Annotated in this window: 16 protein-coding genes and 1 pseudogene; 4 read left to right on the top strand and 13 right to left on the bottom strand. The window is 72.3% G+C overall.

Features of this window, described 5'->3' with window-relative positions:
* Nucleotides 1–278: 278 nt before the first annotated feature.
* The 3 genes from ACZ5DS_RS28830 to ACZ5DS_RS28820 all read left to right on the top strand — a co-directional run bounded on the left by ACZ5DS_RS28830 (nt 279) and on the right by ACZ5DS_RS28820 (nt 5,967).
* Nucleotides 279–674: a hypothetical protein gene (locus tag ACZ5DS_RS28830; RefSeq protein ID WP_468244039.1), complete on the top strand. Its 396-nt coding sequence runs from the start codon at nt 279–281 to the stop codon at nt 672–674.
* Nucleotides 675–687: 13 nt separating this feature from the next.
* The gene (locus ACZ5DS_RS28825) at nt 688–1,644 is read left to right on the top strand and encodes a hypothetical protein (RefSeq protein WP_468244037.1); all 957 of its coding nucleotides are present in this window, start codon (nt 688–690) and stop codon (nt 1,642–1,644) included.
* A gap of 96 nt (nt 1,645–1,740) precedes the next feature.
* The gene (locus ACZ5DS_RS28820; RefSeq protein ID WP_468244034.1) at nt 1,741–5,967 is read left to right on the top strand and encodes a CHAT domain-containing protein; all 4,227 of its coding nucleotides are present in this window, start codon (nt 1,741–1,743) and stop codon (nt 5,965–5,967) included.
* On the opposite strand, the pseudogene ACZ5DS_RS28815 reads toward ACZ5DS_RS28820, so the two are convergent.
* From ACZ5DS_RS28815 to ACZ5DS_RS28770, 10 genes and pseudogenes are all read right to left on the bottom strand, one after another.
* Nucleotides 5,950–6,868: pseudogene (locus ACZ5DS_RS28815) on the bottom strand (IS5 family transposase). The gene ACZ5DS_RS28820 and the pseudogene ACZ5DS_RS28815 sit on opposite strands and share 18 nt — an antisense overlap.
* 404 nt (nt 6,869–7,272) lie before the next feature.
* Nucleotides 7,273–9,093, bottom strand: a complete 1,821-nt coding sequence (locus ACZ5DS_RS28810) for an endonuclease/exonuclease/phosphatase family protein (protein ID WP_468244031.1) — start codon at nt 9,091–9,093, stop codon at nt 7,273–7,275.
* A gap of 195 nt (nt 9,094–9,288) precedes the next feature.
* Nucleotides 9,289–10,449, bottom strand: coding sequence for an SUKH-4 family immunity protein (locus tag ACZ5DS_RS28805; RefSeq protein WP_468244029.1), 1,161 nt, complete (start codon nt 10,447–10,449; stop codon nt 9,289–9,291).
* 277 nt (nt 10,450–10,726) lie between these two features.
* A complete protein-coding gene (locus tag ACZ5DS_RS28800; protein WP_451372047.1) occupies nt 10,727–10,852 on the bottom strand; it encodes a hypothetical protein in 126 nt (41 codons plus the stop codon).
* Nucleotides 10,849–13,158, bottom strand: a complete 2,310-nt coding sequence (locus tag ACZ5DS_RS28795; RefSeq protein WP_468244024.1) for a xanthine dehydrogenase family protein molybdopterin-binding subunit — start codon at nt 13,156–13,158, stop codon at nt 10,849–10,851. The genes ACZ5DS_RS28800 and ACZ5DS_RS28795 overlap by 4 nt, the downstream gene beginning before the upstream one ends.
* On the bottom strand, nt 13,155–14,741 hold the full coding sequence (locus ACZ5DS_RS28790; RefSeq protein ID WP_468244022.1) for a (2Fe-2S)-binding protein: 1,587 nt from the start codon (nt 14,739–14,741) through the stop codon (nt 13,155–13,157). The genes ACZ5DS_RS28795 and ACZ5DS_RS28790 overlap by 4 nt, the downstream gene beginning before the upstream one ends.
* Nucleotides 14,738–15,631 carry an FAD binding domain-containing protein gene (locus tag ACZ5DS_RS28785; protein WP_468244020.1) on the bottom strand — a complete coding sequence of 298 codons (894 nt, stop codon included), beginning with the start codon at nt 15,629–15,631 and terminating at the stop codon, nt 14,738–14,740. The genes ACZ5DS_RS28790 and ACZ5DS_RS28785 overlap by 4 nt, the downstream gene beginning before the upstream one ends.
* A gap of 248 nt (nt 15,632–15,879) precedes the next feature.
* The gene (locus ACZ5DS_RS28780) at nt 15,880–17,520 is read right to left on the bottom strand and encodes a beta-N-acetylhexosaminidase (RefSeq protein ID WP_468244017.1); all 1,641 of its coding nucleotides are present in this window, start codon (nt 17,518–17,520) and stop codon (nt 15,880–15,882) included.
* A 218-nt stretch (nt 17,521–17,738) separates the two neighbouring features.
* Nucleotides 17,739–18,017, bottom strand: coding sequence for a DUF3039 domain-containing protein (locus ACZ5DS_RS28775; RefSeq protein ID WP_143638399.1), 279 nt, complete (start codon nt 18,015–18,017; stop codon nt 17,739–17,741).
* Nucleotides 18,018–18,046: 29 nt separating this feature from the next.
* A complete protein-coding gene (locus ACZ5DS_RS28770; RefSeq protein WP_468244013.1) occupies nt 18,047–18,619 on the bottom strand; it encodes a YqgE/AlgH family protein in 573 nt (190 codons plus the stop codon).
* Nucleotides 18,620–18,896: 277 nt separating this feature from the next.
* Here ACZ5DS_RS28770 and murA point away from each other — a divergent pair, with 277 nt between their 5' ends.
* Nucleotides 18,897–20,237: a UDP-N-acetylglucosamine 1-carboxyvinyltransferase gene (gene murA, locus ACZ5DS_RS28765; protein WP_468244011.1), complete on the top strand. Its 1,341-nt coding sequence runs from the start codon at nt 18,897–18,899 to the stop codon at nt 20,235–20,237.
* A gap of 98 nt (nt 20,238–20,335) precedes the next feature.
* On the opposite strand, the gene ACZ5DS_RS28760 is transcribed toward murA, so the two are convergent.
* From ACZ5DS_RS28760 to ACZ5DS_RS28750, 3 genes are all read right to left on the bottom strand, one after another.
* Nucleotides 20,336–20,617, bottom strand: coding sequence for an HU family DNA-binding protein (locus tag ACZ5DS_RS28760; RefSeq protein WP_067001509.1), 282 nt, complete (start codon nt 20,615–20,617; stop codon nt 20,336–20,338).
* A gap of 293 nt (nt 20,618–20,910) precedes the next feature.
* Entirely contained in the window at nt 20,911–22,326 is a 1,416-nt protein-coding gene (locus ACZ5DS_RS28755; protein WP_468244007.1) for an NAD-dependent malic enzyme, read from the bottom strand.
* A 354-nt stretch (nt 22,327–22,680) separates the two neighbouring features.
* On the bottom strand, nt 22,681–25,044 hold the full coding sequence (locus ACZ5DS_RS28750; RefSeq protein ID WP_468244004.1) for a HelD family protein: 2,364 nt from the start codon (nt 25,042–25,044) through the stop codon (nt 22,681–22,683).
* Nucleotides 25,045–25,105 lie beyond the last annotated feature (61 nt).

Below are 25,105 nucleotides of genomic sequence, written 5' to 3'. Positions count from 1 at the left end.
CGCATGTTGCGCCAGTCCCGGGCGTTGGGGCACTGTCGTGTTCGTCATGACCGTTAGCGCACGGGGACACGGAGGCTCCGGCCCGGTCAACGCCCACCGGATCTCCTTGCTTTCCACGCGATCGGCTACGGCTCCTCACGATCACGCGGCGAACCGCCGGACAGCACAACGCCGTCAACACATCCGTGGCACAGTGCCTGTACGGGGGTGGGGACCGACCGGGAGCTCGCGGGCCAGATCTGCCCGGCTCCGGTCGGACGATCGGGGGGAGAGCACAAGTGCTGGACGAGGAAAGCGCGTTGAGGCTCGCTGCGGCGTGCGCGTACGAGTCGGAGATCCGCGAGCGGCTCCGTGACAGCGCCCTGGGTGCCGCGAGGCCCCTGGACGCCGTCCTGGCAGAGGCCCGGGACGACCGGGAACTACCCAACCTGCTCGAGGCGCTGCACCGGACACTGCGGGCCACCGGCGACCGGCGCGGGTTGGACGCCTACACCGGCGCGGGCGGGACGAGCGGCCGGGGGCTGTTCACGGCGGGGGTCGACCACGCTGTGCCAACCGAGCCCGTGCTGCTGTGCCCGCTGCGGCGCTGCCTGCGCCACGAGCGGCCCGACGCTCCCGCCGGGGCGCCCCGGTGCGCCGTGAACGGCGACCCGCTGCTGCGCGGCGAGGGCTGAGGGGTTGGGCAGCGTGCTCGCGGAACTGGGGAAGAAACTCGCCGAGAGGTGGCTCACACTGCTGGTCCTGCCGGGCGCGCTCTACCTGGCCGTCGGGGCGGCGGCGGACCGGCTCGGGCACGCGCACCCGTTCGACGCCGCACGGCTTGCCGACCGGGTCGGCGCCTGGGCGAAGGCCCCCGCGCTCGGCACGTTCGGCGGCCAGGCGGTGCTGCTCGCCGCCGTGGGCATCGCGGCCGCCGGAGTCGGGGTGGTCGCGCAGGCGCTCGGCTCCCTGGTCGAAAGGCTGCACCTGGCCGCCGACTGGCGCGACTGGCCCGCCGGAGCCCGCACCTGGGCGGACCTCGCCACCCGGCGGCGGCACGCCCGCTGGCAGCGCCGGCGCGAACTGGCCGGCCGGGCGCGGGCCAGGGCCCACATCGCCGACCCCGCCGCCCGCCCGGCCGCCCGGGAGGCCGCGGCCGAGGCGCGCTCGGCCGTACACCGCGTCGGTGCCGAGGACCCTGTGCGGCCCACCTGGAGCGGGGACCGCGTCCACCTCACCGCGCTGCGCGTCCGGCGCGACTTCGGGCTCGACCTGGCCGCGCTCTGGCCGCACCTGTGGCTGACCCTCCCCGACACCCCGCGCGCCGAGGTCACCGCCGCCCGGCAGGCCCTGGCCCGCGCGGCGACGCTCACCGCCTGGGCCGTGCTGTACCTGCCGCTGGCACTGTGGTGGTGGCCCGCGCTGATCGTCGCGGCGGTCCTCGCCCTCACCGGGCACCACCGCTTCCGGGCCGCCGCCGACGCTTACGCCACGCTCCTGGAGGCCGTCGTCCGGCTGCACACGGGCGACCTGGCGCGCCGGCTCGGCCTCGACTGCGCGGGCCCGCTCACCGCCGCCGACGGCGCGCGCCTCGCCGACCTCCTCGGCCCCCGCCCGCTCCCGTCCGCGTCCCCGGGCGGTACGGCGCCGACGCTCCCGGCCTGACCCCGTATCGACCCAGCGCGGCGCGTCCGCCGCGGACCGGTCCGAACGTTCCCGGTCCCGTGGGACCGTCCTCGCGAAGGATGAGTGGACAGCGACATGACGCGTGCGGCACGACTGGCTGCGGTGCGGACCCGGATCGACCGGTCCACCGACGAGGAAAACCCGGCCCTGCTGCTGGAGCCCGCGGCGCTCGACGAAGCCCGGACGCTGGCCGAGCACTTCGCGGACGGCGACCCCGAAGCGGCGTACGTGCTCGGCTGGTTCCACTTCCTCCGCTACCGGGCCCTGCCCGAGGGCGAGGACGAGGAGGACTTCGCGGCGGCCCACGAGACGTTCGGGCTGTGCTTCGTACTGGGCGTGCCCGACCTGCTCGGCCTGCCCGAGGTCCTGCTGCCAAACCTCGCCAGAGCCGCTGTCCCGGACGCCACCGAACTGCTGGAGCGGTCGCAGTTCTCCCCCGACCCCGGCGTGCTCTCTCACGCCGTGCGGCTGTGGCAGCGCATCGTCCGGGCCACCCCGGCCGACCACCCCTACCGCGCCGACCGGCTGTTCCACCTCGGGATCGCCCTGGAGGACCGCTACAACCGGCTGGACGACCCGGCGGACCTGGACGCCGTCATCGCGGTGGGACGGGACGCGGAGGCCGCCGGCCCCGCCGACCACCCCGACCGGGCGCTGCGGCTGAACAACCTGGGGCACGCCCTGCGGCGGCGCTTCGAGCGGCACTCCCAGGCGGCGGACCTGGAGGAGGCGATCCACGTCCTCCGCCTCGCCGCCGACGTCTCGATCGACGCCTTCGACCGCCCGATCGCGCTGCTCAACCTGGCGCTGGCGCTGCGCGACAGGTTCGCCTGGGCGGGCGCGGCGGCCGACCTGGACGCGGCGGTCGCGCACGTGGAGGAGGCGGCGGCCATCGCCGCCCCCGACCACTCCGAGCGGTCCCGGATCCTCTCCCTCCGGCAGGAGTTGTCCGAGCACCGGTCCGGGGACCGGGATGTGCGGGTGGGCACGCACGACCTGGTCGAGCGCTCCGCGGCCGCGGTGGCCGCCGCGACCGACGCCGCCGACCGCGCGGAGCGCCTGTTCGACCTCGGTGAGGCCCTGCGCTTCCGTTTCCTGCACACGGGCGTGGTGACGGACGTGGACGCCGCGATCGGCCGCTTCCGGGAGGCCGTGGCGGCGACCCCGCCCGGTCACCCCGACCGGGCCAGGAGGCTGTGCCACCTCGGTGAGGGCCTGCGCCTCCGCTACAACAGGACGGACCGGCCGGCCGACCTGGACGCGGCGATCGACCGCTTCGACGAGGCGGTGGCCGCCGCCGTCGACCCGGACGAACGCGCCACGCAGCGGTTCCGCCTCGGCGGCGCGCTCATCCAGCGTGCCCTGGACCGGCGGGCGCTCGCGGACGTGGACACCGCGATCGGCTACCTGCGGCAGGCCGTGGCCGCCGTCCCGAGCGATGCCCCCGGGCAGGCCGGCCCCCCTGACCGTCCCGACCGTCCCGACCGTCCCGACCGGACGACGCGGCTGGTCCGGCTCACCCAGGCGCTGCAGGTCCGCTTCGAGCTGACCGGTGGGATGGCGGACCTGGACGCCGTGATCGACCAGACCCGCGCGGCAGCGCCCACCGCTCCACCGGACCACCCCGAGCGGGCCTCGCTGTTCATCGCGCTCGGCGGCGCGCTGGGCAAGCGGGGCGAGCTGCTGGGGACGCTGGCGGACACGGACGCCGCCGTCGGGTACCTGACGGAGCTGCTGGAGTCCACGCCACCCGAACTGCCGCCCCGGACCGGCGTCCTGAACAACCTCGGCATGGCGCTGCGGGCCCGATTCGACCGCACGGGAGCACTGGAGGACCTGGACGCCGCGGTCGACCACTTCCGGGCGGCGGCGGAGGCCGCCGAGGGCGACGATGAGCGCTCGGTCCCGCTGACCAACCTCGGCAACGCGCTGCGGCACCGGAGCGAGCGGCTGGCCACGGCGGCGGACGCGGACGCCGCCGTCGACTGCCTGACCCGGGCGGTCACCCTCACCCCCGCCGACCACTCCCAGCGCGCGGTGCGGCTGTCCAAGCTCGGAATGGCCCTGCGCTCCCGCTACGACCGGACGAACCGGGTCGCGGATCTGGAGGGCGCGATCAACTGCTTCACGGAGGCGGCGTCCCACGCCGGGGGCACGCCCGGCCTGGCCGGCATCCTGACCAACCTTGGCGGCGCGCTCCAGCGCAGGTTCGAGCTGACGCGGTCGCCCGCCGACCTGGATGCGGCGATCGACCGCCTGGCCGAGGCGGTGGCCGCCGCCCCGACGGACAACCTCGAACGGGTCGCGATGCTGAACAACCTGGGCGGCACGCTCCAGCGCAGGTTCGAGCTGACGGAGTCGCCCGCCGACCTGGACGCGGCGATCGACCACCTGACGGAGACGGTCAGCGCCGTCCCCGCCCACCACCCCGACTACGCGCTGGGGCTGTCCAACCTCGCCGGCAGCCTGCTGGCCCGCTACCAGCGCGCGCAGCGGCCCGCCGACCTGCGCGAGGCGATCTCCTGCCGGCTGGCGGCCTCGAAGGTGCGGTCCGCCTCGCCCGGCCGCCGGATCATGGAGGCGGCCCAGGCGGCGGGCCTGCTCGCCGCGTCGGGCGACCCGGCCGCCGCGGCGAACGCGGCGGAGAGCGCGGTCCTGCTGCTGCCGCAGGTGGCGCCCCGACGCCTGGAGCGCGGCGACCAGCAGTACGCCATGGCCCATTTCTCCGGACTGGTGGGCGACGCCGCCGCACTGGCCCTCGCCGCCCCGGGCGGAACCCCCGCCGGGCGGGCCGAACGCGCCCTGGGCCTGCTGGAGACCGGCCGGGCCGTCCTGCTCAGCCAGGCCCTGGAGACCCGCAACGACCTGACCGACCTGCGCAAGCACCACCGCGAACTGGCCGAGCGCTTCAGCGACCTGCGGGAACGGCTAGACAGCCCCGCCGACGCCGCCGCACCCGGCAGCGCCGTCCCCGTGCCGACCGGCCACGGAACGGCGACGGACGGGCCGGCCGCGGACGGGCCGCCGCGCGAACGGCACCTGCTCGCCCGGGACTTCGCCGACCTGCTGGCGGAGATCCGCACACTGGACGGCTTCCGCACCTTCGCGCTGCCACCCGCCCCGACCGAACTCCGCGCCCAGGCGGCCCACGGCCCCGTCGTGGTGTTCAACATCAGCGCGTACCGCAGTGACGCGCTGCTGGTCACCGAGCGCGGCGTCCGGGCCCTGAACCTGCCGGACCTGGCCCTGCGGCCCCTGGCCGAACGGATCGACACCTTCCTGCGGGCGCAGCAGGACACGTCGAGCCCGGACCGGAAGGAGCGGGTCGCGGCGGAGGCCGCCATGGCTGCGGTCCTGCGGTGGCTGTGGGACGCGGCCGCGGGCCCGGTGCTGCACGCACTGGGGTTCCACGGGCAGCCCGGCGACACCGAGGACTGGCCGCGGGTGTGGTGGGTGCCGGGCGGCCTGCTGGGGCTGCTCCCCCTGCACGCCGCGGGCCACCACGACGACCCGCGCGACCGTCCGGACCGGCGCACGGTGATGGACCGGGTCGTCTCCTCCTACACCCCGACGATCCGCGCGCTGCGCCATGCCCGCGAACGCGCCCGGGTCGCCGCCGCGGCCGGGCCGGCGCGCAGCCTGGTCGTGGCGATGCCGACCACGCCCGGCCTGCCCCGCGACGGACGGCTAAGGCACGTCGGGAAGGAGGCGGCGGTCCTGCTCGAACGGTTGCCTGCCCCGGTGCTGTTGCGGGAGCCGGGGCCCGGCGAGGATCCGGCCGGCCGGGGGTTGCCGGTGCCGACGAAGGCCGCCGTCCTGGAGCGGCTGCCGGACTGCTCGATCGCGCACTTCTGCTGCCACGGTTCGAGCGACCCCTCCGATCCCTCCCGGAGCCTGCTCCTGCTGCACGACCACGCGGACGACCCGCTGACCGTCGCGGGTCTCGCCGCCGTCGAGCTGGGACGGGCCCGGCTGGCCTACCTCTCGGCCTGCCGCACAGCGGCCGTCGACACCGCCGAGCTGCTCGACGAGGCCATCCACCTCACCTCGGCCTTCCAGCTCGCCGGGTTCCCGCACGTGATCGGCACGTTGTGGGAGATCGACGACGAACTCGCGGTCACCGTCGCCGAGTTGTTCTACGACACGCTGGAGCGCGGGACCGGGGGCCTGGATCCGGACCGCTCGGCGTACGCGCTCCACCGGGCCGTCCGCCTGATCCGCGACGGCTACGATCTGCCCGCCCCGATGGACCTGAGCGGATCGCCCTCGCTCTGGGCCGCGTACCTACACTCGGGCGCCTGAGTGGGCGTTTTGGCATCGTTTATTCTGTAAGGGCGTCCGCCAGCAGATCATCGGATGCGTGGGGTTCGAGGGCCGGGTGTTCCAGCGGTAGAGGGTCCAGGCGTGTCGGATCAGGCAGCGGACCGTGATGATGGTGGCGGCCAGGGCCAGGAAGAACTCGACGGCCGTTCTCCGGCGTTCGGTGCAGCGCCGGAGCTTGCCGAAGTTGTTCATCCAGGAGTTCGTGCGCTCGACGACCCACCGGCCGCCGGTCTGGATCGGGGTCTTCGCGCCGCGCGGGGCGATGCGGGCGTCGATCCTCCGGCAGGCCAGGTCGTCGTGGACGATCTGGTAGTCGTAGCCGGCGTCCAGGGCGAGGCGCGGATGCTCCGGGAACGGCCCGAGGGCCTGTTCGAGGGCGGTGAGGCGGTCGAGGGTGGCGGGTAGCAGGGTGTGGTCGCGGGTGTTGGCGGGCGCCGGCTCGGTGACCAGGGGTATGCCGGTGCGGTCGGTCAACTGCGAGCGTTTCAGCCCGAGTTTGGCGCGGTCGACCGGGCTCTTGCCGGCGCATTCACCTCCGGATGGCGCTTTGGTGATGCAGCCGTCGGCACTCAGGCGGTCGAGTTCGAGGCCGATCATACGGTCGTATGCGGCGAGTGCGAGCAGCTGCAGGTTCTCCATCATGCCGGCGGCGATCCACTCGTCACGGCGTCGGCGCAAGGTGGTGGCCGAGCAGTGATCGTCGGCGACAGCGTTCGTACCCGCAGCCGAAGACCAGGACCTGTACCAGCCGGTCGAAGACAACGGCATCGCTGATCCGAGGGTTGTGGCAGCCCAGGGGGTGCCGGTCCTCGCGCACGGGAAGGAGCGCGAGGAACTGGTCGCGGATCGGGTCGAGAATGCATGATGGGACGGCAGGCACGGATCCCCCACTGATCATGAAGCGTAGAGAACTCCATGATCGGGTGAACCGTGCCTGCCCTGCTACCAGCACCTACTGGCGGACGCCCTTATGAGCTCTAAGCTCATGGCACAGGCAATCCCAGCGATCTGGAGCAACTCAGGCTTTCTTGGCCGTAAGCTCAGCCAGCTTTCACGTCCGCCTCCGGGATGAGCCTTGCGTCGCTTCGCCGCGATCGCGCTGCTGGCCAGCATTTATGCCGTGAGCTGTTCGCCCACCCTGACTGCGGTGTCACTGAGCGACTCGACGTTGACGACGGCCGGAACGATTCCCGCCACGGCCTCTACTGCCTTGACCAGGCAAAACGAAAGGGCGGCACCCTCGGGGGTGCCGCCCGTTGTTCGTCTGTGGTCTGTGGGACGGGGTCAGGGGATCAGCCGGGCGATCTGGGGGTCGTGGTCACTGGCCTGGTCGGTGAACTCGGCGTTGGTGTGGACGATGTCGTAGTCGTACGAGGACAGCGCCGGGCTGGTCAGGATGTGGTCCAGGACCTGGGAGTTGCCCTGGTACACGTAGGTGTAGCGCTCCCCGGCGGGCAGTGTGGCGGGGAGGTCGGTGAGGCCGGTGCCCGAGGTCAGGGTGGACAGGGTTCCGGAGAACTCGAAGTCGTTCAGGTCGCCGAGGACCACCACCCGGGCGCTGGGCTGGACGGTCAGGAGCTGCTTCACGAAGGTGTTGACCTGGGTGGCCTGCTGGGCGCGCTGCGTTTCCGAGCTGCGGGTGGGCGGCTGGACGCGGGCGTCGAGGGGCTGGTCGCCGCCCTTGGAGTTGAAGTGGTTGGCGATCACGAAGACCGTCTTGCCCTGGAAGGTGAACTCGCCGGCCAGCGGCTTGCGGCTGCTGCTCCAGGCGGAGCTACCGGGGTTGATCCGGCCGGGCGAGTAGGACAGCGCCGCGGTGCCGCCGTTGTTCACCACGGACACCGCGTTGGTGGAGGTGCCGCCGGGGCGGTCGGTGAAGCCGACGCGGGCAGGGTTGTAGAGGAAGCCGACGCGGATGTTGCCGCCGGGCTCACCGCCGTCCTGGCCGTCGACCGGGTTGATCTGGCGGTAGGCGTACGTCGGCCCGCCGGCCGCGGTGATGGCGTTGATCAGCTTGCTGTAGGTCTGGTCGGCGGCCACCACGCCGTCGTCGGTGGGGCCGCTGTTGTCCTGGACCTCCTCCAGCGCCACGATGTCGGGCGAGGAGAGGTTGGTGACGATGCCGGCTGCGAGTCGATCGAACTTGGACTGCGGGTCGGTCGGGTCGAGGTTCTCCACGTTGTAGGTGGCGACGGCCAGCTCGCCGGCGCTCTGGGCCCGGGTCGTCTCGTGGACGAGGTTGTTGTCGGTGAGCGCGCCCAGGGTGGTGGCCTGGATGGTGTAGCCGCCGAAGTTGTCGTAGTCGAGCGGGCCCACGGTGCTGCCGGCCAGGACGTCGCCGACGTCCGCGGTCGGGAAGGCGCCGGTCAGCGACATGACCTTGACGCGTCCGGTGTTCTGCGAGGCGTAGGAGCCGTAGACGGTGCCGCCGCGGGGGCTGGGGTCCTCGCCCGGCTTCGCGGTGACGAACAGCTCGTCGTACGCGTTGCTGGGACCGACGACGCGGGCGTTGTCGACCTGGACGCGCATGCCCTCCAGTGACTCGAACAGGTCGAGGGCGTAGCCGGAGGGGGCCAGGGTGAGGCTCTCGAGGCTGCCGCTGGGAGCGTAGGCGGCCGGGATCGAGGCGGCGTCGAGCACGAAGGGGGCGGGCAGCGGGTTGCCCGTGGAGGCGGTCGACTGGATCTGGGGCTGGGTCAGCTCGGTGACGGACTGCCCGCCGGCCGTGGAGCCGCCCGGGTAGTACTCCGAGACCCTGGCCTTGACGGTGATCTTGTTGCCGACCTTGGTGGAGATCGTGGCGGACCCGGTGTACACGAAGACGGCCTCGCTGGTGGCCGGGTCGCCGTCGCCGACCGGGTCCTGGATCCAGTAGCCGCGCGAGGACCCGATGGAGCGGATGGCGGTGACGATCCCGCTGACCGTCACCTGCTGCCCGTTGTAGGGCGAGATGCGCTTGCCGCCCTGGAGTGCGGCGATGGTGAGGGTGGCCGCGGAAGCGGGAGCGGGCAGGGCGAGCGCCGCGCCCGTCAGCGCGGCGGCGAGCGCGGTGGCCGTCAGCACAGAGGCGCGGGAGCGTCTGCGCGGCGTGGAGCGGGGTTCCATGAGCGGTGCCTTTCGCGATGTGGAGACGGAAGGGATCGCGGAGCACCACCCGGAGCGCCTGGGGGAACGCGCCGTGGCGGCAGGCACGTTGTAATGGCGTCAGGTTTCGTCCCAGCAACCGCAAGGTGTTCTACGCGTGTCACCTCGCCCTGCGTCTCACTGCCCCAACTCCCGTACAGCGGCGACGACTTCGCTTCAGAGCACCCCGCCCGCCTCGTCCTGGAACTGCTCCGTCCAGTAGTGCCAGGGGGTGTCCGGGGACAGGGCCGTGGGGTCTGTCGAGGCCAGGGTCTGGATCATCGCCGCGGCCAGTTGGTCGTAGGCGGCCGTCGTCAGTTCGTGGCCCAGGTGTTCGTCGATGGTGCGCTCGTGGTGCAGGAGCCACAGGGTGAAGGCCAGGGTGGAGACGTCGGTGTTCAGGGGGTAGAGCGTCGCCTCGGGCTCGCTGAAGGTGAGGATCGCGCCGGTTCTGCCGTCGATCACCAGGCTGTTGTCCTCGACCAGGTACCCGAGGCGGATCAGGTGGTCGGAGTGGGCGGGGAGGGCGTCCAGGGGGTAGTCGTCGGCCCGTTCGCCGGTGAAGTACTCGGTGAGGGTGGGCAGCGGGACGTCGGTGTCCGCGTGGAAGAGGACCGCCTCCTCCGGCAGGCCCGTCTCGCGCAGGAAGCGGCGGGTCGGCTCGTGGGTGAGCGTGGCGGGGAAGTCGACCTCCTCGAAGCAGGCCACCCGGCCCTGGCCGAACTCCTGGTCGAGGACGCGGGCGGGGACGTCCAGGGTGAGGCCGGAGAGCGTGCCGGGGCCGGCGATGAGGGCGAGCGGGCGGATCAGGGCCGCCGCCTTCCAGTACGCCGGGACCTGGCCGTCCGTGCCCTCCTCGAAGAGGGTGAGGAGGCGGCGCGAGGCCTCGGTCACCGTCTTGGGGCCGTACTGGCCCGACAGGGAGGCGAACCGGCCTCGCAGGCCCGCGAGTTCCTCCGTGACCGCCGCGAAGCGCAGGAGGGTGTCCAGGAAGGGGGCGAAGGGGCGCGGGTCGGACGGGTCGAAGAGGTAGGCCGTCGTGATCTCGCCCGTGGCGCCGTCGAGCAGGATGGATTCGCGCTCCATGCCCGCGGGGTTGAGGAGTTCCCCTATCACCAGGCGGTTGCGCAGCTCCTCCGCCAGGCGGAAGGGACCGTCCGTGGCGTCGCCGAGGGTGCGCAGGCCGTGCGTGCGGAGGGGCGAGAACGTCAACAGGTCGGTGTCCGTGGGCAGTCCGGGGCCGGCGAGCAGGCCGCGCGTCGGCGCGTGCGTGACGTACCGCTCCAGCTCCGCCTCGGTCAGCGTGATCGCCGGCACCCCGGCATCGGTCGTGCTCATCGCTCCCCCGCGATCTTCTTCGGTGCGTCGGTCCCTGGGCAGGGCAGGCACGGCGGTCTCCGGCCTCCCGTCGGAAGCGGCCGTCCCCCACTGCTCAGAACACTACGCCGCACCACTGACAACGCCCCTGGGTGAAGGACGCAGGCCGAGCCACGTCCGTTCCGCACGGGGAACAGTTCGTCTGGACCAATGCCCCTGGACCGATCCCTCTGGACTGATCCCTCTGGGCCGATCCCTCTGAGCCATTCCTCTGGGGCGGTTCCTCGGAGGCGGCTTCTCAGGTGAAGTAGATGCCGCCCAGGACCACGGCCAGGGCCGCCACCGCGAACAGCAGGATCCACAGGAACAACTTGCCCACGCTGGGCGGGGGTTCGTAGCGCGGCTCCTCGGGCGGCGTGGTCACTGCGGTGTCACCACAGCGGCCTGCGGGCGGATCGGGAGGCGGTTGACCGGGCGGCCCGTCGCCGCGCGGACCGCCGAGGCGATCGCCGCCGGGGACGTCACCACCGGGACCGCGCTGACCGACTTGGCGCCGAAGGGCGCGACCACGTCCCGCTCCTCGACCAGCTTCACGATCCGGATGTCCGGCACGTCCAGGGCGGTGGGGAGCGCGTATCCCGTGAGGTCGGGGTGGCGGATCAGGCCGCGCGGTGTGCGGAGGTTCTCCGTCAGCGCGACACCCACGCCCTGGGTGACGCCCGCCTCGATGCGCGAGGCGATCTGCGCCGGGTTCAGCACCCGGCCCACGTCCTGGGCGACCGCCAGTTCGACCACCCGGACCGAGCCGAGTTCGATGTCCACGTCCACCACCGCGCGGATCGCGCAGAAGGCGAGGCCGACGAAGGCGTCGCCCTGGCCCTCGGCGTTCAGCGGCTCGGTGGGGTGCGGGCGGCACTGGGCCGTGGCCCACAGCTCCTTGCCGTCCATCGCCTCGGTGACGGTCGTCGACAGGACGCCGTCGTACGAGGTGATCTTGCCGTCCGTGATCTGGAGCAGTTCGGTGGACATGCCGAACTTGTGCGCCAAGGGCTGCAGCAGCTGCGTGCGGACCATCTTCGCGGCCCGCTCCACCGCGCCGCCCGACACCCAGGTGTGACGCCCGCGGCAGCCCGCGCCGGCCGGCGGCTGGTCGGTGTCGACGGGTGCCACGTGCACCTCGTCGATGCCGAGCGTCTCCTGGACGATCTGGCGGGCGAGGGTGGTGAAGCCCTGGCCCGTCTCCACGGCCGCGCACAGTACGGTCGCGACTCCGTCGTGGACCTTGACGGTCGCCGTGGAGACCTCGTCGGCGCCCTCCGCGCCGAGCATGTGCACCATGCCCAGGCCGTAGCCGACGCCGCGGCGCACCGCGCCGGGTTCGCCCGCGCCCTCCGGGCCACCGGGCAGCAGCCACTCCTCCTCGGGCGTGTCCTTGGGCAGCGGCGGGAGAGGGAAGTCCCGTACGGCCTGCAGGAGTTCGGCCACCGGCGCCGGGCAGGTCACCGTCTGGCCGATCGGGAGGACGTCCCCGGTGGCGAGCGCGTTGCGCAGGCGCAGGTCGGCCGGGTCCACGCCGAGCTTCTTCGCGAGCTTGTCCATCTGCGCCTCGTAGGCGGCGCACACCTGCATGGCGCCCTCGCCGCGTACGTGGCCGGAGGGCGGGTTGTTGGTGCGGACGGCCCAGCCCTCGATGAACGCGTTCGGGACGACGTACGGGCCGCAGGCGAAGGAGACGGCAGCGGCGAGGGCCTCGGCGGAGGTGTCGGCGTAGGCGCCCGCGTCGAGGAGGATCTGCGCCTCGACCTTCACCAGCTTGCCCTCGGCGTCGGCGTGGTGGCGGTAGCGCAGCAGGGTCGGGTGGCGGTGGGCGTGCCCGAGGAAGGACTCCTCGCGGGTGGCCGTGAGCTTGACCGGGCAGCCGGTCCTGAGGGCGAGCAGGCCGAGTGGGAGCTGGAAGCCCTGGTCCTCGCGGTCGGCCGTTGCTCCCGGCACCCCGGTGACGACGATCTTCACCCGATCTGGGGACAGGCCATAGCAGGCCGCGGCGGTGTTGCGGTCGGTGTGCGGGTCGGTGGAGGCCAGGTACAGCTCGACGCCGCCGTCGGGACGCGGTACGGCGAGACCGGCCTCGGCGCCGATGGGGGCCGGGTCCTGGCGGCCGATGCGGTACAGGCCCTCGACGACGACCTCGCCGACCGCGTCGGGGTCGCCGTGGCGCAGCGGGATGTGCCGGATCAGGTTGCCGTCGGGGTGCAGGGGCTCGGCCTCGAAGGCCTGCTCCGGGTCGATGACCGGGTCGAGTACTTCGTACTCGACGATGACGGCCGCGGCGGCCATCCGCGCGGTGTCGGGGTGGTCGGCGGCGACCGCGGCGATGGGCTCGCCGTGGTGGCGTACGACCTCGGAGGCGAACACCGGGCGGTCGGGCGTGCCCCGGCCGTGGCGGGGGGTGCCGGGCACGTCCTCGTGGGTGATGACGGCTCGTACGCCGGGCATCTCGCGCGCGTGGGTGGTGTCGATGGACACGATGCGCGCGTGCGCGTGCGGGGAGCGCAGGACGGCCGCCCACAGCAGGCCCTCGGCCCACAGGTCGGCCGCGTACGGGAAGGTGCCCTCGGTCTTGGCGCGGGCGTCGGCGTGCTGCAGCGAGGCGCCGAGGCCGTGCGGCAGCGGCTCGGCGCCGGGGACCGCTTCCGCCGCGGTGGTCGCCGTGGCTGCTTCGTTGCTCACGCCTGGCCTCCGTCCTGGCCGTACTGCTGGTCGCGCGGACCCGGTGTACCGAAGGTGCCGGGGCTGTCGAAGACGCCCGGTGCCTCGAACGCCGACGGGTTGACGCCGCCGGAGCCCGGGCCCGCCTGGTGCGGAATACGTGCCCCGTCCCCGTCCGTCTCAGCGCCGGTCGCGGTGTGCGCCTCGCGTTCGGCGACGACCTCCTGGACGGCCTCCAGGACGCCCCGGTAGCCGGAGCAGCGGCACAGGTTGCCGCACAGGGCCTGCCGGGTCTCCAGTTCGGTCGGCGCGGGGTTGCCCTCCAGCAGGTCGTGCACGGTCATGGCCATGCCCGGGACGCAGAAGCCGCACTGCACGGCACCGCACCGGGCGAGTGCCCGCTGCACGTCGGAGGGCTGCCCGTCGGCGGCCAGGCCCTCGACGGTACGGACCTCGCTGCCGGCCGCGGTGACGGCCGGGACCAGGCAGGAGGCCACCAGGCGCCCGTCGACCTGGACGTTGCAGGCACCGCACTCGCCCTGCGAGCAGCCGTCCTTGGCCCCGGCGAGGCCGAGCCGCTCCCGCAGCACGTACAGCAGGGACTCGCCGATCCAGGCGTCGGTGACGGGGCGGTCGGTGCCGTTGACGCGCAGGACGTAGGAGGCGAGGGGGTGGTCGTCGTGCGGCGGCGCTGCCTCGACGGGATCCTCGGCCGCGTCCTGATCCGCGGGTGCCGCATCCTCAGGGGCCGGTGCCGCGGGTTCGGTCTCCTCCGGCGTGCCGGCCGGGTCGGCTTCGGCAGCGCCGGGCACGGGGTCCGGTGCTACGGCGGTGCCGGGTGCGTCGGCCGAGGGCGCCAGGTCCGCAGGGGCCATGGGTACGACCGTGTCCGGCGTTTCCACGGCCTCCTGCGCGGCTGGAGGAGCCGCAGGTGCGCCGTGCCGTGCCGGGCGGTCAGCGGGGCCCTCAGGGGCCTGTGCGGGCGCTGTGGGGGCGTACGGCCCGGCCGGGGCGTACTCCGGCGCCGGGGAGGCGTCGGCCGCGCGGGGTCCGGCGTCGTGCTCCGGCTGCCCCCACGGCTGTCCCGCGGTCTCCGTCGCCCAGGGCGCGGGCGCGCCGCCGGGGAGCGTGGCCGGCGGGGTGCCGCCCCACTGCTCGACCAGCGAGGACGTGGTGAACTCGCCCGATTCGTCCGGAAGGTCGCCACCGGCGACCGGGATGGACCACTGGCCGGTGACGTCGTGCCCGGGTGCGGGCGAGGCCGCGGGCTCCTCGAAGGTCCACTGCTGGGTGGCACCGGGGTGGTACGTGAACCGGTCGTCCGCCGCCTGCTCCTGGGGCACGGCGTTCGGGTCGGGCCATTGCCGGCCGTCGGGCACCGACCACCCGCCCGCGGAGCCGTCGGCGGGTGCCGCCGTTATCCGCGGCGGCACATAGCCGTGGCCGGGCGCGGCCAGCGGGCTGTCACCGGACAGCAGGGCGTCGATGCCGCCCTCGGGGAGCTTGACGAAGGCGGTGGCGCCGTCGTCGTAGTCGCCCTGGGGCAGCGGGTCCCAGCGGCCGCCGCCCTGGGGCGTGCCCTCTCCGTGCTGGTCGTCGGTCACGACAGTGCCCTCCCCAGTGCTCGTCGGGCCAGCGCGGCGACGGTGCGCCGCAGGTGCAGTACGGCGGGCGGAAGCGGGGCCACGGAACCGTCCGGCTCCGGGGCGGGGTCGGGGATGCAGGCCGCGGCGACGTACTCCCCGAAGGCGTTCAGGGCCTCCGGGACGAGCGCGCGGTCGTTGTCCCAGTCGATGAGCCCGGCGACCCACTGCTCGGCCTCGAGGGGCCTGAGCGGCATCGGCGCTATGGCACCGACTGCGCACCGCACCCCGCGCCGGGCCGGGTCGAGCACCAGGGCCACGGAGGCCACCGCGCGGCCCGGGCCGGTGCGTCCGGTCGCCTTCAGGAAGACCTGCGGGGCGTGCAGCAGCGGCACGCGCACGTAGCCGATGAGTTCACCGGCCCGCAGCATCTCCACGCCGGCCAGCAGGTGCGACACCGGGATCTCCCGGCGGGCTCCGCCCGGGCCCGCGATGATCAGCGTCGCCTCCAGGGCGGCCAGCACCGGCAGCGCGTCCCCGGTGGGGGCGGCCGAGGCGATGTTGCCGCCGAGGGTGCCCGCGTTGCGGATGTGCGGCGGGCCCGCGGCGCGCGCGGCGGCGGCGAGCGCCGGGATCAGGGCCGCGAAGTCGGGGCGGCCCATACGCGCGTGCGTGAGGCCCGCGCCGAGCAGCGCGTGGCCGTCCTGGTACTGCCAGCCGCGGATCTCGCTGATCCGCCCGAGTCCCACCAGGGCGGCGGGCCGGAGCTGGCCGGAGTTGACGGCGGCCATCAGGTCGGTGCCGCCCGCCACGGGGACGGCCGTGGGCAGGGCGGCGAGGGCCGCCACTGCCTCGTCCAGCGTCGTGGGCAGCGTGACGGCCTGCGCCGCCTGCGGTGCGTGCGTGGTCAAACCGGCTGCCCCTTCCCGCTGCCCCACCTGGTCCCACCTGTGTGGCCGTACGGTACGTGCTCACAGGGCGGACGTGGCAACTCTGGCACATCTTCGCAAGGCCCGAACGCGGGGGTCCGCTAGGAGGCATTCGCCCACCTCATCGGGGACATGGCCCGATTTCGCACGGCATCACCGGTGCGCACGAATTGCCACTCTTTGGTGATCCTGCCGTAGTTTTCCCGTTATCTGTTCCCGTAGTTTTCCCGTTATCGGTTCGGTGGCGGCCCGTCGACCGGGCGGCCGGGCACACCCGGGCGTTTCTGCCAGGGCCGGGGCCCTGTGGGCGGCCGGTAGGCGACGCCGAGGGCGTCAAGTCGCCGGTAGTGGGCGGCCATACGGCGCTCGAAGCCGGCATAGTCGCGCTCCTGCGGGGTGGGCAGCGGGCTCCAGGCGACCTCGGCGAAGGCGGCGAGCCGCGGGAAGGTCTGGTAGTCCACGCGCGCGGCGTCCTCCATCACCTCGGTCCACACGTTGGCCTGGGTGCCCAGCACATGGCGGGCCTCCTCGGGCGTGAGCTCGGCCGGAACGGGCTCGAACCGGTAGACGTCCTCCAGGGTGCGCACGAAACCGATCGGCACGGGCTCGTCCTCGCCCGGGGCCTGACGGTGGTCCAGGTAGACGTACTGCTCCGGGCACATGACGACGTCGTGCCCGGCCCGTGCGGCCGCGACGCCGCCGCCGTAGCCGCGCCAGGAGGACACCGCCGCTCCCGGCGCGAGACCGCCCTCCAGGATCTCGTCCCAGCCGATCAGGCGGCGCCCGCGCGCGGAGAGCCACTTGTCGAAGTGCCCGATGAACCAGGACTGCAACTCGTCCTCGTCGGCGAGTCCTTGGTCCGCGATACGGGTCTTGGCGGTCACCGACTCGCGCCACTGCTCCTTGCGGCATTCGTCGCCGCCGACGTGGACGAACGCCGAGAACTCGGCGGCGTCCGCCGGGAACAGCTCCAGGACTTCGTCGAACACCCCCTCGTAGAAGCGCAGGGTGGTGTCAGTGGGGGCGAGTACGTTGGAGGAGATCCCCCAGGAGTCCCAGACGGTGAGGGCGGTGGTGTCGATGACGTCGGTGTTGCCGAGTTCCGGATACGCGGCGATGGCGGCCTGCGAGTGGCCCGGTACGTCGATTTCGGGGACGACGCTGATATGCCGCTCGGCGGCGTAGGAGACGATCTCCCGGATGTCGTCCTGGGTGTAGTAACCCCCGTGCGGCTTCTCCTCCCACAGCGGCGAGGCGCGGTGACCGAATTTCGTCCGCGCCCGCCAGGAGGCGACCTCGGTCAGCTTCGGATATCGCTTGATCTCGATCCGCCAGCCCTGGTCGTCCGTCAGGTGGAAGTGGAAGACGTTGAGTTTGTGCGCGGCCATCAGGTCCAGATAGCGCAGGACGCCTTCCTTGGGCATGAAGTGCCGGGCGACGTCGAGCATGAGGCCGCGCCAGCGGAATCGCGGCGAGTCCTCGATGCTGACCATCGGCAGGTCCCATTCCCGGTCCGGCCGTACGGGAGCCCGCCGGAAGGCGTCGGGGCCGAGGAGTTGCCGGAAGGTCTGGGCTCCGTGCAAGACGCCGGCCGCGCTGCCGCCCTGAATGCGGCGCGCATACCCGTCGACCACGATGCGGTAGCCCTCCCGGGGCAGGTCAGGTTCGATGCTCAGCACGATGCGGTTGTCGTCGTCGGCGCCCTCCCGAAGAGGCAGGCCGGTCGCGGCGCCGACCGTTGCCCGCAGCCAGCGCGCGACGCCCTCGGTGCCGGGCCTCGCCTCCACCTGCGTCTCCCGGTCCAGGCGGTCGTGACCGTCCGCGCTTCGGAGCAAGCGCCTCGGAGCCGGAATCAGATCCAAGTCAGTCACGTCAGTCCTTTTCCGCTCCGCCCAGTCCCAAGACCAGAGTGGCGTTGCATTATGTGCAATGACTGTTTCGCTCTGCACAACACCACGGAGACTATGGACTACATGAACATGCCGACAAGAGGTCTACACCACTCCGTGTCCAGAAAGCACAAAGGCCCCCGGGACGCGCCTCGACGCGTCCCGGGGGCCTCACGGCCTTCAGGCGGGCAGGGGCACCCTTACTTGTCGCCGCCCTTGTCGTCGCCGCCGCTGCCCATGGACTCGTAGATCTCCTTGCACATGGGGCACACGGGGTACTTCTTCGGGTCGCGGCCCGGGACCCACACCTTGCCGCACAGCGCCACGACGGGGGTGCCGTCGAGGGCGCTCGCCATGATCTTGTCCTTCTGGACGTAGTGGGCGAAGCGCTCGTGGTCGCCGTCGCCGTGGGACACCTGTGGCGTCGGCTCTACGAGGGTTCCCGTACCAGTCCCGCGCTCGGGCTCAAGAGTGCTCATATCAGCAAGAGTACTGAAGCGCACAGACATCAGTTGAGCGACGGGTCGTCGGGGTACGTGGCGACCATCGCCAGCTCGTTGCGCTGGCGGCGCAGCACCTCGCGCCAGAGTCTCTCCGGGGCCGGCGAGGACACGTCGCCCGGCTCGGACTCGACGACGTACCAGGCTCCCTCCACCAGCTCGTCCTCCAGCTGGCCGGGGCCCCAGCCGGCGTATCCGGCGAAGATCCGCAGGGAGCCGAGGGCCGAGGCGAGCAGCTCGGGCGGAGCCTCCAGGTCCACCAGGCCGATCGCGCCGTGCACCCGCCGCCAGCCGAGCGGGGCGCTGTCGCCGTTCTCACCGCCCGGGATGACCGCGACGCCGAGCGCCGAGTCCAGCGAGACGGGTCCGCCCTGGAAGACGACGCCGGGCTCCCCGGCGAGATCGGCCCAGCCTTCCAGGATGTCCCCCACGCCCACCGGCGTGGGACGGTTGAGGACGACACCGAGGGAGCCCTCCTCGTCGTGGTCGAGAAGGAGCACCACCGCACGGTCGAAGTTCGGGTCCGCCAGGGCGGGCGTGGCCACGAGCAGCCGCCCTGTGAGCGAGGACACCTCGGTCATGCCAGACATGATCCCGCATCTTCCCCTGAAGTGGGGAGCCAATGGGGGTGTGGGAGTGAACGCAGCTCAGGGCACAGGGGCGCAGCCCCGGCGCACGCCCGTCTTCGGTGACCCCATGTGCCCGATGCGGAACGGTTCGTGTTGTGACACAGCTATGACGTTGCTGGCTGGTACTTGGGCTTACGGCAGGGGGGTGATCGGCGATTACCCTGTCTTTCCGGCCCCCGCGCTAAGTGATCGGCCGGACCCCTGCCCGACTCATCGGAACGCGAGATTCATGACCGTCAACGACGATGTCCTGCTTGTCCACGGCGGAACCCCGCTGGAGGGCGAGATCCGTGTCCGCGGTGCGAAGAACCTCGTACCGAAGGCCATGGTCGCCGCCCTGCTGGGCAGCGAGCCGAGCCGACTGCGCAACGTTCCGGACATCCGTGACGTGCGCGTCGTACGCGGCCTGCTCCAGCTGCACGGGGTGACGGTCCGTCCGGGTGAGGAGCCCGCCGAGCTGGTGCTGGACCCGACCTACGTGGAGAGCGCGAACGTCGCTGACATCGATGCCCACGCGGGTTCCAGCCGCATCCCGATCCTCTTCTGCGGCCCGCTGCTGCACCGCCTCGGCCACGCCTTCATCCCGGGCCTCGGCGGCTGCGACATCGGCGGCCGGCCCATCGACTTCCACTTCGACGTGCTGCGGCAGTTCGGCGCGACCATCGAGAAGCGGGCGGACGGGCAGTATCTGGAGGCGCCGCAGCGGCTGCGCGGTACGAAGATCCGGCTGCCGTACCCGTCCGTCGGCGCGACCGAGCAGGTGCTGCTGACGGCCGTACTCGCCGAGGGTGTCACGGAGTTGTCCAACGCGGCCGTCGAGCCGGAGATCGAGGACCTCATCTGCGTGCTGCAGAAGATGGGCGCGATCATCGCGATGGACACCGACCGGACGATCCGCATCACCGGTGTGGACAAGCTCGGCGGCTACACCCACCGCGCCCTGCCGGACCGTCTGGAGGCCGCGTCCTGGGCGTCGGCGGCCCTCGCGACCAACGGCAACATCTACGTCCGCGGCGCCCAGCAGCGCTCGATGATGACGTTCCTGAACACCTACCGGAAGGTGGGCGGTGCCTTCGAGATCGACGACGAGGGCATCCGCTTCTGGCACCCGGGCGGCCAGCTGAAGTCCATCGCGCTGGAGACGGACGTGCACCCCGGCTTCCAGACCGACTGGCAGCAGCCGCTGGTGGTGGCCCTGACGCAGGCCACGGGCCTGTCCATCATCCACGAGACGGTGTACGAGTCCCGGCTCGGCTTCACCTCCGCGCTCAACCAGATGGGCGCGCACATCCAGCTCTACCGCGAGTGCCTGGGCGGCTCCGACTGCCGCTTCGGCCAGCGCAACTTCCTGCACTCCGCGGTCGTCTCCGGCCCCACCAAACTCCAGGGCGCCGACCTGATCATCCCCGACCTGCGCGGCGGCTTCTCGTACCTGATCGCGGCCCTGGCGGCCGAGGGCACCTCCCGCGTCCACGGCATCGACCTGATCAACCGCGGCTACGAGAACTTCATGGAGAAGCTCGTGGAACTGGGCGCGAAGGTGGAGTTGCCTGGTAAGGCGCTTGGGTAGTTCCAGCCCGGGCGACGCCTGAGGCCGTGACCGCAACCACGATGGGGCGGCACCCCGAAGTCCGGGTGCCGCCCCATCGGCGCTTTTCAGCGGGGCGCTTACTTGCCCTTGGCCGCTTCCTTGAGCTTGGAGCCCGCGGAGACCTTCACGCTGTAGCCGGCCGGGATGTTGATGGGCTCACCGGTCTGCGGGTTGCGCGCGGTACGAGCGGCACGGTGGGTGCGCTCGAAGGTCAGGAAGCCGGGGATGGTGACCTTCTCGTCGCCCTTGGAGACGATGTCGCCGACAACCTCGGCGAACGCGGCCAGAACGGCGTCGGCGTCCTTGCGGGTCACCTCGGCGCGGTCGGCCAGCGCGGCCACCAGCTCACTGCGGTTCATGTTGTTACTCCCGTGTTCTTCTTGCCGTTGAGGCGTGAGGTGAGATCGATGCCGATGCGCTCGCGCCCAGGGACGCATCCTGCCCCTACCTGCGGCGGGAAAGCCAATCCGGCACCCGTAGGAGTCGTGAGAACACCCTAGGGAGTCACCCGAAAAGCGCCTGCTCGCCCGTCACCCTAGAGGGCACCCGCCGGTGCGGGGTTCCGCGACGCGCCGGTGCGGGGCCGCGTGTCGCTCCTCACAGCCCCTGCACAGGTCCGTCTCACAGCATCTGAACCCTACGTCACGGGCGGCTAGGACGCCGCGCCGACCGCCTTGGCCGCCTCGCGCACGGCTCCGGCGACCGCGCCCGCGACCTTGTCGTTGAAGACGCTCGGGATGATGTAGTTCGGGTTCAGCTCGTCCTCGGTCACCACGTCGGCGAGGGCCTTCGCGGCGGCGAGCATCATCTCGGTGTTGACCGTGCGGGACTGCGCGTCCAGCAGGCCGCGGAAGACGCCCGGGAAGACCAGCACGTTGTTGATCTGGTTCGGGAAGTCGGAGCGGCCGGTGGCCACAACTGCGGCCGTCTGACGGGCGATTGCGGGGTCGACCTCGGGGTCCGGGTTCGCGAGCGCGAACACGATGGCGTCGTCGGCCATCGCGGCCACGTCGTCGCCGTCGAGGACGTTCGGGGCGGAGACGCCGATGAAGACGTCGGCGCCGCGCACGGCCTCCTTCAGAGTGCCGGTCAGGCCCTCGGGGTTGGTGTTGTCGGCGATCCAGCGCAGCGGGGAGTCGGCCGGGGCGTTCACCAGGTCCGCGCGGCCGGCGTGCACGACGCCGTGGATGTCGGCGACGACGGCGTTCTTCACGCCCGCCGCGATGAGCAGCTTGAGGATGGCCGTACCGGCCGCGCCGGCACCGGACATGACGACGCGGATGTTCTCGATCGCCTTGCCGGTGACGCGAAGTGCGTTGGTCAGGGCGGCGAGGACGACGATCGCGGTGCCGTGCTGGTCGTCGTGGAAGACGGGGATGTCGAGGGCCTCGCGCAGGCGGGCCTCGATCTCGAAGCAGCGGGGCGCGGAGATGTCCTCGAGGTTGATGCCGGCGAAGCCGGGGGCGATCGCCTTGACGATCTCGACGATGGCGTCGGTGTCCTGGGTGTCCAGGCACAGCGGCCAGGCGTCGATGCCGGCGAAGCGCTTGAAGAGGGCCGCCTTGCCCTCCATGACGGGCAGTGCGGCCTTGGGGCCGATGTTGCCGAGGCCCAGCACGGCGGAGCCGTCCGTCACGACCGCAACGGAGTTGCGCTTGATGGTGAGGCGGCGGGCGTCCTCGGGGTTCTCGGCGATCGCCATGCAGACGCGGGCCACACCCGGCGTGTAGATCATGGAGAGGTCGTCACGGTTGCGGATGGGGTGCTTCGACGCCATCTCGATCTTGCCGCCGAGGTGCATCAGGAACGTACGGTCGGAGACCTTGCCGAGCGTGACGCCCTCGATGCCGCGGAGTTTGCCGACGATCTCCTCGGCGTGGGCCGTGGAGGTGGCCGCGATCGTGACGTCGATGCGGAGCTTCTCGTGACCGGACGCGGTGACGTCGAGGCCCGTGACCGAGCCTCCGGAGGACTCCACGGCGTTGGTGAGCTGCGAGACGGCGGTTCCGCTCGCGGGCACCTCCAGCCGGATGGTCATCGAGTAGGAGACGCTGGGCGCCGTTGCCATGGCCGACTTCCTCTGCTTTCACCGTGTCGCGAGTTGTGCCGTCCGATCGTCGCACCTACCCGTGAGTACGTGATAGTCGCCTCGAATTGCGGACGTTTTGTTCATGGCGGGCGCGTGATTCCGGAAAACGACTTCCACCATACGAGAAACGATCAGGCAAAGAAAGAGGCCCACGTCACATGGTGACGTGGGCCTCCCACACGTTCATGACACCGACCCGCCATGCTCGCCTCGCGGCAAGTGGTCCCTCTAAGGGACGAAGGTTGGGCCCGGGGGCTTGGATCGAGCCGGTGCCACACCAAGGCTAACAAACGGATCCCGTAGGGCCATTCCCGTCGGCGGACTTCACAGGTTTCAGTCCCGCAGTAGGTCCGGCACGCCCGTCGCGTCCGGCTCGTCCCGATCGCCCGAGACCACCGTCAGCTGCTGGGTGGCCCGGGTCAGCGCCACGTAGAGCACGCGCAGGCCCGCCGGCGACTCGTCGGCGATCTCCGCGGGGGACACGACGACCGTCGCGTCGTACTCCAGGCCCTTGGCCTCCAGGCTGCCGAGCGCCACCACCCGGTCGCCGAGCCCGGCCAGCCAGCGCCGGGCCTCCGCGCGCCGGTTCATCGCGACGACCACGCCGACCGTGCCGTCCACCAGCCCGAGGAGCCGCTCGGCCTCGGCCCGCACGGTCTTCTCCAGGGAGTCGGGCACGACGCAGAAGCGGGGCTCGACCCCCGTGGACCGTACGGCGGACGGCGACTCGGAGCCGGGCATGGCGAGGGCGAGGACCTTGGCGGCCAGCTCGGCGATCTCGGCCGGGTTGCGGTAGTTCACGGTGAGCTGGAAGCGGCGCCGGGGGCGGGTGCCGAGGGCCTCGTCGCGGGCCTCGGCCGCCTCGTCCGGGTCGGACCAGGAGGACTGGGCCGGATCGCCCACGACCGTCCAGGTGGCGTGCCGGCCGCGGCGGCCGACCATGCGCCACTGCATGGGCGTGAGGTCCTGCGCCTCGTCCACGATGACGTGCGCGTACTCGACGCGTTCCTGCGCGAGCCGCTCGGCCCGCTCCCGCTGGGTCTCCTCGCGCACCGGCATCAGCTCCTCCAGGCCGGTGAGCTGGTCCAGCGGATCCAGCTCGCGCTTCTTCCTCGGCCGGGCCGGGGCGCCGAGGATGGCCTGGAGTTCGTCGAGCATGGCGACGTCGTGCACGGAGCAGCCGTCCCGCTTCAGCGAGCGGGCTACCTTGCGGACCTCGCCGGGGTTGAGGATCCGGCGGGCCCAGCGGCCGAGCCGCCGCTCGTCCGCCATGGCGGCGAGGACCCCCTTCGGGGTCAGCTCGGGCCACCAGGCGTCGAGGAAGGCGAGGAAGGCGTCCTCGCTCGTGACGTCCTCGTCGAAGGAGGAGCGCAGCTCGGCGGCCAGCTCCGGGTCGGTGTGCCGGCCGGCCGCGCCGGACTTCGCCCACAGGGCGTCCAGGAGCAGCTTGCGGGCGCGCGGACGGAGCAGGTTGACGGGCGCGGTGCCGCCCAGGGCGGTACGGCGGATACGTTCCAGCTCGGCGGCCTCCAGTTCGAGGCGGCGCCCGAAGGCGACGACGCGCAGACGGGACGGGGGACCGTCGAAGGCCTGCGGCTCGCTGTCCTCGTCCAGGGCGAGCTGCCCCACGGGAGCGGTCGGCCCCAGCTCCAGCGCGCCCCGGGCGGCCTTCCGCAGCACCTTCAGCATCCGGTACGAGCCCTTGGCGCGGGCCACGGACGGGGAGTCGTACAGTGCGGCCTCGACACCGTCGACCAGCGAGCCGATCGCGCGGATGGCGACCTGGCCCTCCTCGCCGAGCGAGGGCAGCACACCCTCGGTGTAGGCCACCAGCAGCGGGGTCGGCGAGACGATCAGGATGCCGCCCGCGTAGCGTCTGCGGTCCTGGTAGAGCAGGTAGGCGGCGCGGTGCAGGGCGACCGCGGTCTTGCCGGTGCCCGGGCCGCCCTCGACGTACGTCACCGAGGCGGCGGGGGCGCGGATGACCAGGTCCTGCTCGGCCTGGATGGAGGCGACGATGTCCCGCATGGTGTGGCTGCGGGCCTGGCCGAGGGCGGCCATCAGGGCGCCGTCGCCGATGACGGGCAGCTCGCGGTCACCGAGGAACGCCGTCAGCTCCGGGCGCATGAGGTCGTCCTCGACACCGAGGACCTGGCGGCCCTTGGAGCGGATGACCCGGCGCCGTACCACCCGGCCGGGGTCCCTCGGGGTGGAGCGGTAGAAGGGCGCCGCGGCCGGTGCCCGCCAGTCGATGACCAGCGGGGCGTAGTCCTGGTCGAGTACGCCGATCCGGCCGATGTGCAGGGTCTCGGCGATGTCGGCGGTGTTGTCGGGCCGGACCGCGCCCTCGGCGGGCTCCACCGCCGTGTACGCGCCGTCGGGACCCTTCTTCCCGTCCTTGCCGAGCAGCAGGTCGATCCGCCCGAAGAGGAAGTCCTCGAACTCGTTGTTCAGCCGGTTCAGGTGGATGCCGGCCCGGAAGACCTGCGCGTCCCGCTCGGCCAGCGCGCCCGGCGTGCCGACCTGGCCACGCTTCGCCGCGTCGTGCATCAGGAACTCGGCCTCGTGGATCTTCTCCTCGAGCCGCCGGTACACCCGGTCCAGGTGTTCCTGTTCGACGCTGATCTCTCGGTCACGCACGGAATCGTGTGCACTGCGTACCGAGCCGACCGCGGACTGCTGAACCTGAGCGGCCACCGGGCCCCCTTCTGACGTGCTGGGCAGCCGTCAACCGTACGCGAAGGGGACCCGGCAAAGC

The sequence above is a fragment of the Streptomyces sp. NPDC031100 genome, from assembly GCF_055570785.1.
Note: the sequence above shows the minus strand (reverse complement) of the source record. Positions and strands in the feature narration are given on the sequence as shown.

What these genes read in the sequence shown, in the direction of transcription:
- ACZ5DS_RS28810 (WP_468244031.1), bottom strand. Translation starts at nt 9,093, where the DNA reads ATGGAACCCCGCTCCACGCCGCGCAGACGCTCCCGCGCCTCTGTGCTG.
- ACZ5DS_RS28775 (WP_143638399.1), bottom strand. Translation starts at nt 18,017, where the DNA reads ATGAGCACTCTTGAGCCCGAGCGCGGGACTGGTACGGGAACCCTCGTA.
- ACZ5DS_RS28760 (WP_067001509.1), bottom strand. Translation starts at nt 20,617, where the DNA reads ATGAACCGCAGTGAGCTGGTGGCCGCGCTGGCCGACCGCGCCGAGGTG.
- murA (WP_468244011.1), top strand. Translation starts at nt 18,897, where the DNA reads ATGACCGTCAACGACGATGTCCTGCTTGTCCACGGCGGAACCCCGCTG.
- ACZ5DS_RS28755 (WP_468244007.1), bottom strand. Translation starts at nt 22,326, where the DNA reads ATGGCAACGGCGCCCAGCGTCTCCTACTCGATGACCATCCGGCTGGAG.
- ACZ5DS_RS28770 (WP_468244013.1), bottom strand. Translation starts at nt 18,619, where the DNA reads ATGACCGAGGTGTCCTCGCTCACAGGGCGGCTGCTCGTGGCCACGCCC.
- ACZ5DS_RS28820 (WP_468244034.1), top strand. Translation starts at nt 1,741, where the DNA reads ATGACGCGTGCGGCACGACTGGCTGCGGTGCGGACCCGGATCGACCGG.
- ACZ5DS_RS28805 (WP_468244029.1), bottom strand. Translation starts at nt 10,449, where the DNA reads ATGAGCACGACCGATGCCGGGGTGCCGGCGATCACGCTGACCGAGGCG.